Genomic DNA, 13,513 nt, shown 5'->3' with positions numbered 1-13,513 from the left:
GACGTTCTTGCCGCTTACCCTGCCCGGCGTCGCAGCATCTTTCTTGGCGGTGCCATGGAGAAGACCGCGCCATAGAGCTTCGACAGCAGATCTTTGCGATCGCTGCCTTCGCTGAGCGCCTCCCAGCTTCTGGGGGCGCCGATATGGGCGGTGATGGTGCTGCCGGAAAGGCGCCGGAACTCGCGGATCAGCAGCGAGATGCGCAAGGTCATCGAGATGCGGCTCGCCAGATGGAAGAGCCGGCCATTCTGGCCTTCGAAATAGATGGGAATGACGCTCGCACGCGCGGCCTGAATGAGCTTGGCGGGAAAGATCTTCCACGGCAGATCCTCGGCGCGGCCGAAACCCTTCTTGGCTGTGGCAACGCCGCCTGCGGGAAAGACGATGATGGTCGTACCTTCCTTCAGCAGGCGCACGGCCTCATGCCGGGTCTTCATGTTGATCGCCATCGCTTCCTTGGTTTCCTCGAAGGAGACCGGCAGCGAATAATCAAGCATTTCAGGCACTTTCAACAACTCGTTGTTGATGAGAACCTTGAAGGGGCGCCCCAATTGCTCGGCAAGCGCCAGCACCGCAATCCCGTCGCCGATGCCATAGGGATGGTTGGCGACGATGACGATCGGCGCCTCGGGGATCTGGCTCGGCGGCCATTCGCCCTTGATGAGCAGGCGCACGTCGATGAGATCGAGCATCTTGCCGAAAACGCGCTCACTCTTGCCGACGATATCGGTGCGCCAGATATCGTAAAGCCGGGTGTAACGATCCCGGCCGGACAGGCCCTCGATGGAGCGGATGAACCAGCGCTTGAGACGCGGGTCCCGTTCATTGGCGTAGGATAGTTCTTTGAATTCCAAGTGCGCGACGGGGCTGCCCCGCTCCTATCGTTCCGTTGCGTCACATGCTGCAGCCACAGCAACGCCTTGATTCATCAACTATATGAATGCTGTATGACAATTGTCTGACGGCGCCCTGAAGCGCCCTCAGATGTCCAGGTCCGTCAGGCGGCCTTGGCGCGGCGTGCCGCCTGCTTGCGCAGGATATCAGGCGCAGTCGCCTCCAGAGCAAGCGAAGCAATGGCTTCGTCTAGCGACATGGCCGTCTGAGCCTGGCTGCCGAGGCGGCGGATGTTGACCGAACGCTCTTCGGCTTCCTTCTTGCCACAGACGATGATCACCGGAACCTTCGTGACCGAATGCTCGCGGATCTTGTAGTTGATCTTCTCGTTGCGAAAGTCGGTCTCGACCGTGAGGCCGGCATCGCGCAACGCTTCCGCGACTTCTTCGCCATAGGCATCGGCTTCGGAGGTGATGGTCGCGACGACCACTTGCAGCGGCGAGACCCAGAGCGGCATATGGCCGGCAAAGTTCTCGATCAGGATTCCGAGGAAGCGCTCCATCGAGCCGCAGATGGCGCGATGGATCATCACCGGCTGCGTCTTTTCTGAGTGCTGGTCGATGTAGAAGGCGCCGAAGCGTTCCGGCAGGTTAAAGTCGACCTGCGTCGTGCCGCACTGCCATTCACGACCGATGGCATCCTTCAGCGTATATTCGAACTTCGGACCGTAGAACGCACCCTCGCCCGGCAGGATGCCGGTCTTGATGCGTCCTTCGGACTGCGCCTCGATGGTCTTCAGCACATCCATCATCACGCTTTCGGCGCGATCCCAGAGTTCGTCGGAGCCGACGCGCTTGTCCGGGCGGGTCGAGAGCTTGACGACGATCTCCTGGAAGCCGAAGTCCTCATAGACCGACAGGATCAGGTCGTTGATCTTCAGGCATTCAGCCGCCATCTGCTCGTCGGTGCAGAAGATGTGCGCATCATCCTGCGTAAAGCCGCGCACGCGCATCAGCCCATGCAGCGCGCCCGATGGCTCGTAGCGATGCACGGCACCGAATTCCGCTAGCCGGATCGGCAGTTCGCGGTAGGACTTCAAGCCATGCTTGAAGATCTGGATATGGCCGGGGCAGTTCATGGGCTTCAGCGCGAAGACGCGATCGTCGTCGGTGTCGTCACCGGCGACGGTGACCTTGAACATGTTGTCACGGTACCAGCCCCAGTGACCCGAAGTCTCCCAAAGCGACTTGTCGAGCACCTGCGGCGCATTGACTTCCTGATAATCGCCCTGCAGCCGCCGGCGCATATAGGACACCAGTGTCTGGAACATGCGCCAGCCCTTACCATGCCAGAAAACGACACCGGGGCCTTCTTCCTGGAAATGGAAGAGATCCATCTCGCGGCCGAGACGGCGATGGTCGCGCTTCTCAGCCTCGGCGAGGATGTGCAGGTAGTTGTCGAGATCGGCCTGCTCGGCAAAGGCCGTGCCGTAGATGCGGGTCAGCATCGGATTGTTACTATCGCCGCGCCAATAGGCGCCGGCAACCTTCATCAGCTTGAAGGCCGTGCCGATCTGGCCGGTCGAGGCCATGTGCGGACCGCGGCAAAGATCGAACCAATCCCCCTGGTAGTAGATCTTCAGATCCTGACCTTCGGGGATGGCATCGACCAGTTCCACCTTGTAGCGCTCGCCCTTGGCGGCAAAAACTTCCTTTGCCTTGTCGCGGGACCAGATCTGCTTGGTAAACGGCGCATTGCGCTGAATGATTTCGCGCATCTTCTTCTCGATGACAGGCAGATCATCGGGCGTGAAGGGCTCGTTCTTGGCAAAATCGTAATAGAAGCCGTTCTCGATCACCGGGCCGATGGTGACCTGCGTGCCGGGCCACAATTCCTGTACCGCTTCCGCCATGACGTGTGCCGCGTCATGCCGGATAAGTTCCAGCGCGCGGTCGTCGTTGCGGGTGATGATCTCGATCCTGCCGTCGGTCACCGGATCGGAAAGGTCGCGCACGGTGCCGTCGATAGCAATAGCGACGGACTTTTTGGCCAGCGACTTGGAAATGGATTCTGCAACATCGCGACCGGTCGTGCCGGCAGCGAAGCTGCGCACGGAACCATCGGGAAATGTCAGGGAAACGGATTGGGACATCGATATTCTCCTTGTCCAGTCCCGCCAACGAATGCGGGTGGTTTTGAAAGATGCGAACCAAGTAAATGCTTACTTATGTCCGCGCGCCTGATAGCGGCATTTCGCGATCTAGTAAAGAAAAAGCGGCGTTAGCGGCGGATCATCTCGGCCAAACCGCGCACTGTGTTCCAATTCCGCATCGTTCCGATGCCGAGCCGCTTTGTCGTCAGCGCCGGCAACATTTTGGTTTCGCTGGCCTTGAGTCCAAAATCGATCCACAGATCGCCGTCGACAACAGCCATGCGCTCGCCCTGACGGTATTTCGCAAGCGTATCGAGGATTTCAGGTTCGAGCGGCCGCCGCATGACGCGAATGATAACCTCGCTGCCGATGCCATCGACGAAAGGATTGCCGTCGGCAAGCTTCAGCCACGTCTCGGCGTCGCGGGCGATGATATCGACATGCTTGCCGAAAACCGCGACAAACCCGGATTCGAGCTTCTCTTCGATCGAGGCTATAGACTGACTCTCAGCTTCGAAAATCAGATTGCCGGTCGCAACCAGCGTGCGAGCGTTGCGAAAGCCAACCCCCTCCGCCATTCTCTTGAGATCGCTCATGACCACTCGTCGGCCTGGCCCAAGAACGATGCTGTGCAGCAGTGCGACGTAGACCGCCATGCGGTCAGGCAGCCTTTTGCCCGAGGCGGAAATAACGCCAGGGTGTCCACCAATGATAGCGGCGCTCCAGCTCGCCGGGCACCGGATCAAGCCCGCTGGTGCCGCCAGGCCCGCAGCGCGCGACGCGAAACAGCGTCATCCAGCCTCCGGCCCAAAGCCCGTGGCGGGCGACAGCCTCATAGCCATATTCCGAGCAGGTCGGGATATGGCGGCAGGAATTGCCAATGAAGCCGGAAAGCGTCAGCTGATATAGGCGAATGAGGCCCATTCCGAAAAGCCGGTCGGGTGTCTTGCGGAAAGGCCCGGAATAGTTGCGGCCTACTTGCGGTGCGACGTACCCCCCTCGTCCTTCGGACCTTCGTGACATCTCCCCCACAAGGGGGGAGATCGGTTTGGAGCCTGCTGCGGCTCCACCTTCATCCTCATCATCCTGTATGGAGCAGAGATAGCACATGAGCGGCTACCCCTCGAGACCTAGTGGCAATATCGGAAGGGTACGGCTTTCTCCCAACAATCTCCCCCCTTGTGGGGGAGATGTCACGAAGGTCCGAAGGACGAGGGGGGTATGCACTCTCGGCACAAAGATACTCACGATACGGCCTCAACAACCTCGGCCCGCGCCGCCTCGATCTGCCCGATCGCATCCACGACGGCATCGAAGGTCAGCATCGTCGAAGCATGCCGGGCCTTGTAATCCCGAACGGGCTTCAGATAGCGCATATCCTCGAAGCGCCCGCTCGGTCCCTCGCCGTCGGCCTTAAGCATGGCGAGCATGTCTTCACGAGCCTTGCGCACTTCGTCAGCCGAAGCGCCGACGACATGGCGGGCCATGACCGAGGACGATGCCTGGCCAAGCGCGCAGGCCTTGACGTCATGGGCAAAATCGGTCACGACATCGCCGTCCATTTTCAGCCAGATTTTTACGCGAGAACCGCACAGTCTGGAATGGGCCTGGGCACTGGCATCGGCGTCGGGAAGGCTGCCGATGCGGCCGATATTGCCGGCAAACTCCAGGATTTTGCTGTTGTAGATGTCGTCCATCACAGATTTCGCTCCGATGCACCTGTTTTGCGTTTCGTAACAAAAAACACAGCGTGTCCGTTTAGGACACTTTCACAGGGACAATGCCATACTATATGTATGTCGTTCGAAGACCATCGAAATGCAATGGTCTTCTGTAAGTTTGATGGGAAACCGTGCAGGACGGCAGGTGTGTCAGCCAGCCAGAACGCCCCGGAGCCCGCCAAAGGTACGTAAGCCCCTTGACGGGGGAATGCCAGTGGCGAGTCCGACAGATGATATCCGCGTAGCGGGTCAGGAGATCCACAGGTAATGGACGCCATTGTAAAGAACTTTCCGCAGGCCGTTGATTCCGAACGTCCGACGCAGAAGGAAGCCGAGGACGCTGTTCGCGTTCTGCTTCGCTGGGCCGGCGACGATCCGCAGCGCGAAGGCCTGCTTGATACGCCCGCGCGCGTCGCCAAGGCCTACCGCGAGCTGTTCGGCGGCTACGAACTGAACCCCGAGGACGTACTCGGCCGCACCTTTGAGGAGGTGTCTGGTTATGACGACGTTGTCCTCGTGCGCGACATTCCGTTTTTCTCGCATTGCGAACACCATATGGTGCCGATCATTGGCAAGGCGCATGTCGCTTATCTCCCGAGCGGCCGCGTGCTTGGCCTGTCCAAGATCGCCCGCGTCGTCGATATCTTCGCCCGCCGCCTGCAGACGCAGGAAGCAATGACCGCCCAGATCGCCAATGCGATCGACGACACGCTTCGCCCGCGCGGCGTTGCCGTCATGATCGACGCCGAGCATATGTGCATGGCCATGCGCGGCGTTCAGAAGCAGGGCTCCTCGACGCTGACGATGACCTTCACCGGCGCCTTCAAGGCCGATCCGGCCGAACAGGCCCGTTTCATGTCTTTGGTCCGGGGTCGCTGACCGGACTTCAACGAAAGAGCCGGAGATGAATCTGATTTTCAACGCGCCTTCCGAAGACAAGTCCGAGCTGGAGGATGCAGGCGATTTCACGCCTCGCTTCGACGATCGCGGCCTGATCACCGCGATTGTCACCGATGCGCATGACGGCGAGCTGTTGATGGTTGCGCATATGAACGCCGAGGCGCTCGCCCTGACGATCAAGACCGGTACGGCGCATTATTTCAGCCGCTCGCGCGGAAAAATCTGGAAAAAAGGCGAAACCTCCGGAAACCTTCAGACGGTGAAGGAAATCCGAACGGATTGCGATCAGGACGCCATCTGGCTGAAAGTGGAGGTCGCCGGACATGACGCAACGTGCCATACTGGGCGGCGTTCCTGCTTCTATCGAACGGTTGAGCTCGAAGATGGCAAGCCCGTGCTGAACGTGGTCGACGATCACCTGCATTTCGATCCGGAAGAAGTCTACAAGCAGTAGACCTGAAGGCGAAACGACCGGGTAAGCCACAACCGATATACGATTTGGAAACGAAAAAGGGACAGTATTTTAGCAGAGGCACCTGGGGCCTCGGAGGAGGCTTCAAATGCTGAATTGGGGGTTGAATCGTCATAACGGCGGACAGAACTTGACCGGTTCAAGCATCTCGCAGGATACCTCCACCCCGCTTCTCCCTCCCACTCCACCCAAGAGAGTCAAGATTGCGCTAGCGCTCGGCGGCGGCGCAGCGCGCGGGTGGGCACATATCGGCGTTCTGCGCGCGCTCGACGAAGCAGGTATCGAAGTCGGCATGATCGCCGGCACCTCGATCGGAGCCCTGGTCGGCGGCTGCTATCTTGCCGGCAAGCTCGACGAACTCGAAACCTTTGCCCGCTCTTTGACGATGCGCCGCATCGCCAGCCTTCTCGATTTGACCATCGGCGGCAGTGGCCTGTTCGGCGGCATGCGGTTGACCAAGCGCATGCAGGAGCACCTGGAAGGCTTTTCCATCGAAGATTTGGATCGTCCCTTTGTAGCCGTCGCCTCGGAATTGAATACCGGGCATGAAGTCTGGATTGCCAATGGCTCCCTGATCACGGCACTCAGGGCTTCCTATGCCCTGCCCGGCATTTTCGAGCCGGTGCGAACCAACGGCCGCACGCTGGTCGACGGCGCCCTCGTCAATCCCGTGCCGGTTTCGGTATGCCGCTCGTATGAGCAGCCGCTCGTGGCGGCGGTGAATCTAAACTATGATCTCTTCGGTCGCTCGGCCGTGGTCAAACACAATGTCGGCCCGTTGAGCGGCGAGTTGGTGCGGCGTGAGGACACGCCCCCCATGAAACTCGGCATGACCGGCGTCATGGTCCAGGCTTTCAATATCATCCAGGATAGAATTGCCCGCGCCCGTCTGGCCGGCGATCCGCCGGATCTGGCGCTGCATCCGCGCCTCAGTGACATCGGCCTGTCGGAATTCCATCGTGCCGGCGAGGCTATCGAACGCGGCTATGAGGAAGCTCTGACAAGATTGCCGGAAATCCGCCGCATGCAGGAAGCATACGCGCGCTAAAGCATGCCACGCAAAAGTGTGCAGCGGTTTTCCGCCGGGAATTGCGAGACAACAAAGAGATAGCGCGGTTCAGAGTTTCTGCGAAAAGCCGAACCGCTTCTCACCTTCACCCGGCGATATAGGCCTTGATCTGCTCGGCCTCGAGTTCGATCTCGCGGATACGCCATTTGACGACGTCGCCGATCGAGATGATGCCGGAAAGCTTGCCTTTTTCCTCGACGGGAACGTGACGGAAGCGGCGCATGGTCATCAGCTCCATCAACTCGTCGGTCGTGGTGTCTTCCTTGCAGCGATGCACCTTCGCCGTCATCATCGAAGCGATCGGCTTTTCAAGGCATTCATGCCCATGCTTGGCAACGGCATTGACGACATCCCGCTCGGTGAAGATGCCGGAAATCTTGCCACCCGGCCCGACGACCACGATGGCACCGATGCGATTCTCGTTGAGAATCTTCGCGGCCTCGGCAACGGTCGTGTTGCCGCCGGTCGTAACGACGGCGCGACCCTTGGCTTCCAGTATGGCCTTTACGGAAACTGACATTCGATCCTCCCATCTCGAAAGCATGATGAACACTTGAAGGTCCGATATGTTCCGAAATTACCCCCGGAGCTCAAACCGGCGCCCTACCCGTCGGTCGGTCGATCTCCTCATTTCGCGACCGACGGATAGCAATGGTGCGCCTGTGTCAGCGAGAAAGCAACAGCTCATTCATCGAGTGGTAAAGCTTCCCGGGCCTCGTCGCGCGGCTGCCGGTCGAACAGCGCAAAAAGCAGAAATCCGAACAGGAAACCGCCGATATGGGCATCCCATGCCACTGGCTGCGAGCTGTCGCCGGCAAGCGTGATTCCGAAGGCGACGAGCGCGTTACCGGCAATCCACATGACGATGTAGGCGACGACGGTCCGGCTTCGAAGCGAGCCGAGAATGGTGAGACGCGGATTGAGATGCGCCTCCCGCACGGAGATCCGCCGACCGTCCATGGCTGGGAAAGCGAAGCGGCAGGCAGCACCCATGAGCGCAGAGACGACCCCGGACGCGCCTATCAGAAGCGTCTGGTCTCCCCAGTAGAGTGCGGCATGCATGAAGGCGGAAGCCGCGGATGAGAAGATCCAGAAAATGACATAGCGCAGTGTTCCGATGCGCCGCGCCACGGGCGCTGCGAAAACCATCAGCCACAGACTATTGAAGACGATGTGCTCGATCCCGCCATGTAGCAGCGAATAGGTGACCGGCGTCCAGAGCCATTCCAGGCCCTGCTGCGACAGGGGAAAGGCGTAGCGGGCCGGGATGAAGCTGAAGGTGAAATAAATCCAGTTCAGCGTATCGTCCGACCACCACGGCAGGTTCATGATCGCGAAAACGATGATCAGGACGGCCAGGCTTGCCAGAATGACGGGAGGCAGGTTGAAAGCCGGAGTGCGTTGCCGCGGCCGCGGATCTTCCGGCTCTTGGCGCGGCAGCTGTTCATCATCCATGTCTTGCTCGGCTTTCTATGAAGGTCATCGACACATAGCGCAGCGAAAATCAAAAAAAAAGCCGCCTAGCAAAGCCGGGCGGCGTATCGGGCGCTCCTTCCGGAATTGACCTTGAGGCCAGTCCGGGACCCGTGAAGTTCGTGCTGAAGGTCACTTCGTGAAGTGATGAACAATTCCTTTCATTTGCTACCGCCAAAGGCAATTGAAACTATTCATTAACCCTAACAGCGCGGCTTTGGCATGGAATTCGCAACGCTGGAACTGGAGGCAATGAATGCCTTGGCAATTGAGTTGAAATGGGACACGGACGCGGCATGCGCCAGAAGACGAGCATCGACATATTTACCTATTGGGAACAGATACGCGGCAGCGCGGATGCCCCCTTGCGCAATTTGATACAGCCGTCGGCGGTCAGTCATATTCTTCCGGAACTGTTCATCCTGGAAAATACCGTAGACGACAATCCGCGTTTCCGGCTGGCCGGTACGGCGATCTGCAATCTCATGGGGCGCGAGATTCGCGGCGAAAACTTCGCGGCGCTATGGGCCAGCAGCCAGCGGGACGATCCGGTGCGCATCGCCGCCGGCGTGATGAGACATGTCATTCCAGCGTCCGTCCATGCCACGGGCTATTGCATCAGCGGCCGCAGCATGACCTTCGAAATGATATTGATGCCGGTGCGTTCATCAGGCGACATTTGCGACAGGTTGCTGGGATGCCTGACGCCAACCATTCACTCGACCTGGCTCGGCAATGAACGTCTGGAATTTCTGGCGCTCGACCGCAGCCGTCTGCTCTATGAGCGTCCGGCCCGGCTCTTGGAGACTCCTCCCCACCCCGATCCGACGGATCTTCTGCCGCTTCAGGGAGGCGCCAGCCTTGGTGAATGGATGCGTCGAAAGCTCGATCAAGCAAAGAATAGCCGCGATCGTGCCAGAATTGATCCGGCACGGGACAGAATCGGCCGTCGTCCTTGAGTTATGCTTCGGGAAAGACAACCTTACTTTAAGAAGTTGCGGCTAAATAGTTGGAAGAGACGCAATAGGGTTCAAGACGCTTCCATGCACTCGTTCCAACCGGCCCAAGCGACGCGGCCCAACCAGTTGGCAGGCAACGCCGTCCGCGGTGATCAACGGACCTTTCAGCGGGTTCCGATCAACATGCAGGGCCGCCTGATGCTGGCCAATTACGAGGAATTCGAGTGCCTGGTGACGGAGATGTCGCCGGGCGATCTCTATGTCACCTGCGTGGGACGTCCGCGCGCCGACGAGCGAGTCATCGCCTATATCGACCATCTTGGCCGCGTCGAGGGCAATGTCGTTGCCGTTGACGGCCGTGGTTTCAGCATGTCGATCAACGCGACCGAGCGGAAGCGTGAAAAGCTCGCCGCTCAGCTGACCTGGCTTGCCAACAAGCATGAGCTTGGCCTGCCGGAAGATCGACGTCACGACCGCCTGACGCCGCGCGATGCGCGCAGCGCACTCACTCTCGATGACGGCACGCAATATGTATGCCGCATCATGGACCTCTCGCTTTCGGGCGCCGCCGTCGACGTCGAGGTACGCCCGACAATTGGGACACCGGTACGGCTTGGCAACATGCGTGGCCGCGTCGTGCGACATTTCATGGAGGGCGTGGCGATCGAGTTCCTCTCCCTGCAGTCGCGCGAAACCCTGCGCGAATTTCTCTGATACTGTCATCCTCCTGTCACGCCGCGTGGCGAAACAGCGACGCGAGTCCTTCCCTCGATGCGTGGCGGAAAAATGCTCTATCCGGACATAACTCCCTTCGATGAAGGCCTGCTTGACGTCGGCGACGGCCAGCGGATTTACTGGATGCTATCAGGCAATCCTGACGGGATCCCTGTCCTCGTCCTGCACGGCGGCCCGGGATCCGGCAGCTCCGCCGGAACGCGATGCTATTTCGACCCGCAACACTACCGGCTCATTCAGTTCGACCAACGCGGCTGCGGTGGCAGTCTCCCGCATGCATCGGAACCGGCGATCGATCTCTCGGCCAACACCACATGGCATTCCATTGCCGATATCGAGCAGTTGCGGTTGAAGCTCGGTGTCGAACGCTGGATCGTATTCGGCAATTCCTGGGGCTGCACGCTTGCGCTGATCTATGCCGAAACCCATCCGCATCGCGTCGAAGCCTTGCTGCTCGTTGGAATAACGATGACGAGACAATCCGAAATAGATTGGCTTTATCGCGGACTTAGCCGTTTCTTTCCCCAGGAATGGGCGCGCTTTCGGGCTGCAGTGCCACAAGAGGATCGCGATGGCGATCTGGTGGCCGCTTACTCTCGCCTTCTATGCGATCCGGACCCCGCGATCCATGTGAAAGCCGCCAGGGACTGGCACGAATGGGAAGCCGCCTCGATCCTGGTCGATCCGCGCGCGACCCTGTCGCCGCGCTGGTCCGATCAACGCTATCTGACGGCGCGGGCACGGATCATCACTCACTATTTTCATCATCTGGCCTGGCTGGAGGATCGGCAAATCCTGCGTGATATCCATCGGCTTGCCGGCATCCCCTGCACGATGATCCAGGGACGGCTGGATTTGGAGGCACCGCTCGTCACCGCCTGGGAATTGTCCCAGGCTTGGCCGGCGGCGAAGCTGGTGATCGTCGCGAATGCTGCCCACTCGCCCGCAGTCGCCGAAATGGCCACCGCGATCGTTCGTGCGACCGACGGCCTTCGCAGCGATTTCAAGCGATAAATATCAAAAATATTTTTGAGCCGGCTTTCTCAAAATGCGACACGTCCGGCCATGCAAGGCCGCTTTCAGCACCGCGACAGGGTGTCCGCACGATTACCATGTTTCGTTGTGGCACGCTTTCCGTCGAAAGCAGCCCCGCGATGTTAAGAAATCCGTTTCGGGAAATCCTTTCAGCGCGGCACGATACGGGATTTGGCCTTCCCGCATCCAATACCGAAATCACTCAAATTTTAATCGAATTTTCCGCGAACTTGAATCAAGTTTTCTGCGTGTTTTATGAAAGTTTGATCTGGATTTGAATAAACTAAGCCCTTAATTTGACTACGTAATTTTGCGCCGGATAAAAACATGCGTGTCATTCTGATCCCAATAAAAAAGGGACAGGGACATGAACTTTCAACTCGCAATTCGCGGCTGCGCCGCATTGATATTCGCCACTCTTGGCTTCTTCGGTCTCGCTCAGGCAGCACCCGCCAATATGACGATCACCGGCGATGCGGCTCCTCCGATCGGGCACTATGAGTTCTGCAAGGAAAATCCGCAGGAATGCGTCTTTGCAGGCGGTGATGCCGGTCCGATCATCCTCACGCAGGACAGCTGGAAGACGATCCTGAAGGTCAACTATACCGTCAACACGACGATCAAGCCGGTGACCGACATGGAACTTTATGGCGTCGAAGAGAAATGGGCGATCCCCACGACCGCCGGCGATTGCGAGGATTTCGCTCTGCTGAAGCGCAAGCAACTGATCGATGCCGGCTTCTCGCCCTCCGATCTGCTGATGACCGTCGTGCTGCAGCCGAACGGCGAAGGCCATGCCGTTCTGACGGTTCGCACCGATCGCGGCGATTTCGTGCTCGACAACATGCGCAACAAGGTAAAGCTCTGGTCCGAGACCGAATACACCTTCCTCAAGCGTCAATCCGCTGACGATCCGGCCCGCTGGGTCAAGATACAGGATGGCCGCGCCGTCGCAGTCGGCAGCTTGAAGTAAGCCTTCCAGATACGATCGTCGGCGTCGATGGTCGAAGTCTAAGGCCCGGTCTCGTCCCCTGAATTCTGTCCAGACCGGTGCCTTTGAGCCGTTCCCACTGTCCCGGGGAACGGCTCTTTCTTATTGAGCAGCGCCCTCAAGGCGGGTGCGGATAATTTCCTGCAAATTTAACCGCGCCGTTGGCATGGCTGGCGACGTATAATTAACCGCCGATTAACCATCATGGCGCCAATCATCGTTTCCAACGAGACTCATGAAGTCAGGCGCTGTGCGGCTTGCCATCGACGATGGCGGCCGGAGCGGAAGGAAATGAAGGCAACAGCATGGCTCCTCCTCTGTCATCCGCCTCAATGATTGAAGAAAGGCCGCTGATTTCAAGCGGTTTGGTTTATCGGCTGACGGCAGGCGTTGCCGTCCTGGCGGCCTTTACCGTTGCCATATCGATCGGCGGTCACTGGCTCGGCGAGAAAATATCGCTGGCCGGTCACACGACCGATGCCAAGCCCATCTCCGTCACGATCGGCGACGATGCCTTGCATTTGGCTGCGAACACGATCCGCTTCCCGAGCGAGCGCGTGGACGGCACCGCCGAGCGCATCGACCTCTACCTGACTTGGCCGCAGATGCAGGGTTATAGCGAGGCGGATCGGCTGCGCTTCGATGATATCTCGCAGTCGTCGTCACTGATCTTCCTGCAGATCAGCCAGAGCACGATGTCCCGCGATATGTCGGGCAGGCTGGAGCCTATCTATTCGCAATTGATGGAGGGTACCGCCTATGCCGGTCCCTTTGGTCTGACGACACATCGTCTGCGGGCGGATGCCGGCTATAACGGCGAAGCGCTTCTGACCGCGCCGCGTCCCGGCGAATCCGATTATGTCGTTCGCTGCCTCCTTCCCGCCTCGCCGGCTCTGGCAACGAGCGGAGACTGCCAGCGAGATGTCAAGCTCGGCAAGGATTTGAGCGTCCTTTACCGCTTTTCCAGCAATCAACTCGGGGATTGGCGCGCCATGGACGCCGCTGTCCAGAATTTCATCAGGGCGCGCCTTGTGGATAAGGCTGACGTCACTGCAACAGCCGCGGCCGGCCGCTAAAATGGCGCAAAAACTTGAAACCAACTGTTCATCATAAACCGATTGGTAACGCTAAGCTCCTACTGTCGAACGCAACGGGCGTTCACGGAGGCAGCG

15 protein-coding genes are annotated in these 13,513 nt (G+C 59.0%); 8 read left to right on the top strand and 7 right to left on the bottom strand.

Annotated elements, in window-relative coordinates; all coding sequences use genetic code 11:
- Positions 1 to 14: 14 nt before the first annotated feature.
- The 5 genes from ACPYOP_RS09235 to ACPYOP_RS09215 all read right to left on the bottom strand — a co-directional run bounded on the left by ACPYOP_RS09235 (position 15) and on the right by ACPYOP_RS09215 (position 4,683).
- Positions 15 to 854: a lysophospholipid acyltransferase family protein gene (locus tag ACPYOP_RS09235; protein ID WP_481410090.1), complete on the bottom strand. Its 840-nt coding sequence runs from the start codon at positions 852 to 854 to the stop codon at positions 15 to 17.
- 143 nt (positions 855 to 997) lie between these two features.
- Positions 998 to 2,986, bottom strand: a complete 1,989-nt coding sequence (gene thrS / locus ACPYOP_RS09230; RefSeq protein ID WP_481410089.1) for a threonine--tRNA ligase — start codon at positions 2,984 to 2,986, stop codon at positions 998 to 1,000.
- Positions 2,987 to 3,114: 128 nt separating this feature from the next.
- Positions 3,115 to 3,642, bottom strand: a complete 528-nt coding sequence (locus ACPYOP_RS09225) for a DUF1697 domain-containing protein (RefSeq protein ID WP_481410088.1) — start codon at positions 3,640 to 3,642, stop codon at positions 3,115 to 3,117.
- A 4-nt stretch (positions 3,643 to 3,646) separates the two neighbouring features.
- Positions 3,647 to 4,096 carry a membrane protein insertion efficiency factor YidD gene (gene yidD, locus ACPYOP_RS09220; RefSeq protein ID WP_481410087.1) on the bottom strand — a complete coding sequence of 150 codons (450 nt, stop codon included), beginning with the start codon at positions 4,094 to 4,096 and terminating at the stop codon, positions 3,647 to 3,649.
- A 134-nt stretch (positions 4,097 to 4,230) separates the two neighbouring features.
- Positions 4,231 to 4,683, bottom strand: a complete 453-nt coding sequence (locus tag ACPYOP_RS09215) for an iron-sulfur cluster assembly scaffold protein (protein ID WP_481410086.1) — start codon at positions 4,681 to 4,683, stop codon at positions 4,231 to 4,233.
- Between the two features lie 291 nt (positions 4,684 to 4,974).
- On the opposite strand from ACPYOP_RS09215, the gene folE reads away from it, so the two are divergent.
- From folE to ACPYOP_RS09200, 3 genes are all read left to right on the top strand, one after another.
- Positions 4,975 to 5,586 (top strand): GTP cyclohydrolase I FolE, encoded by a 612-nt coding sequence (gene folE / locus ACPYOP_RS09210; protein WP_481410085.1) that lies wholly within the window; start codon positions 4,975 to 4,977, stop codon positions 5,584 to 5,586.
- 25 nt (positions 5,587 to 5,611) lie between these two features.
- Positions 5,612 to 6,061, top strand: coding sequence for a phosphoribosyl-AMP cyclohydrolase (gene hisI, locus ACPYOP_RS09205; protein WP_481410084.1), 450 nt, complete (start codon positions 5,612 to 5,614; stop codon positions 6,059 to 6,061).
- Positions 6,062 to 6,167: 106 nt separating this feature from the next.
- Positions 6,168 to 7,127 (top strand): patatin-like phospholipase family protein, encoded by a 960-nt coding sequence (locus ACPYOP_RS09200; RefSeq protein WP_481410083.1) that lies wholly within the window; start codon positions 6,168 to 6,170, stop codon positions 7,125 to 7,127.
- 106 nt (positions 7,128 to 7,233) lie between these two features.
- On the opposite strand, the gene ACPYOP_RS09195 is transcribed toward ACPYOP_RS09200, so the two are convergent.
- Together ACPYOP_RS09195 and ACPYOP_RS09190 are read right to left on the bottom strand one after the other, a co-directional pair.
- The gene (locus ACPYOP_RS09195; protein ID WP_481410082.1) at positions 7,234 to 7,668 is read right to left on the bottom strand and encodes a CBS domain-containing protein; all 435 of its coding nucleotides are present in this window, start codon (positions 7,666 to 7,668) and stop codon (positions 7,234 to 7,236) included.
- A 164-nt stretch (positions 7,669 to 7,832) separates the two neighbouring features.
- Positions 7,833 to 8,603 carry a rhomboid family intramembrane serine protease gene (locus ACPYOP_RS09190; protein WP_481410081.1) on the bottom strand — a complete coding sequence of 257 codons (771 nt, stop codon included), beginning with the start codon at positions 8,601 to 8,603 and terminating at the stop codon, positions 7,833 to 7,835.
- A 314-nt stretch (positions 8,604 to 8,917) separates the two neighbouring features.
- On the opposite strand from ACPYOP_RS09190, the gene ACPYOP_RS09185 reads away from it, so the two are divergent.
- The 5 genes from ACPYOP_RS09185 to ACPYOP_RS09165 all read left to right on the top strand — a co-directional run bounded on the left by ACPYOP_RS09185 (position 8,918) and on the right by ACPYOP_RS09165 (position 13,417).
- Positions 8,918 to 9,580 (top strand): PAS domain-containing protein, encoded by a 663-nt coding sequence (locus tag ACPYOP_RS09185; protein WP_481410080.1) that lies wholly within the window; start codon positions 8,918 to 8,920, stop codon positions 9,578 to 9,580.
- An 84-nt stretch (positions 9,581 to 9,664) separates the two neighbouring features.
- A complete protein-coding gene (locus tag ACPYOP_RS09180) occupies positions 9,665 to 10,294 on the top strand; it encodes a PilZ domain-containing protein (RefSeq protein WP_481410079.1) in 630 nt (209 codons plus the stop codon).
- 57 nt (positions 10,295 to 10,351) lie between these two features.
- A complete protein-coding gene (gene pip, locus ACPYOP_RS09175) occupies positions 10,352 to 11,329 on the top strand; it encodes a prolyl aminopeptidase (RefSeq protein WP_481410078.1) in 978 nt (325 codons plus the stop codon).
- Positions 11,330 to 11,717: 388 nt separating this feature from the next.
- The gene (locus ACPYOP_RS09170) at positions 11,718 to 12,323 is read left to right on the top strand and encodes a transglutaminase-like cysteine peptidase (protein ID WP_481410077.1); all 606 of its coding nucleotides are present in this window, start codon (positions 11,718 to 11,720) and stop codon (positions 12,321 to 12,323) included.
- A gap of 350 nt (positions 12,324 to 12,673) precedes the next feature.
- Entirely contained in the window at positions 12,674 to 13,417 is a 744-nt protein-coding gene (locus tag ACPYOP_RS09165; RefSeq protein WP_481410076.1) for a hypothetical protein, read from the top strand.
- The last annotated feature ends 96 nt before the right edge of the window (positions 13,418 to 13,513 follow it).

Source organism: Rhizobium sp. KNZ2-6A (genome assembly GCF_056755475.1).
This window is presented reverse-complemented; position numbering and strand designations above follow the sequence as displayed.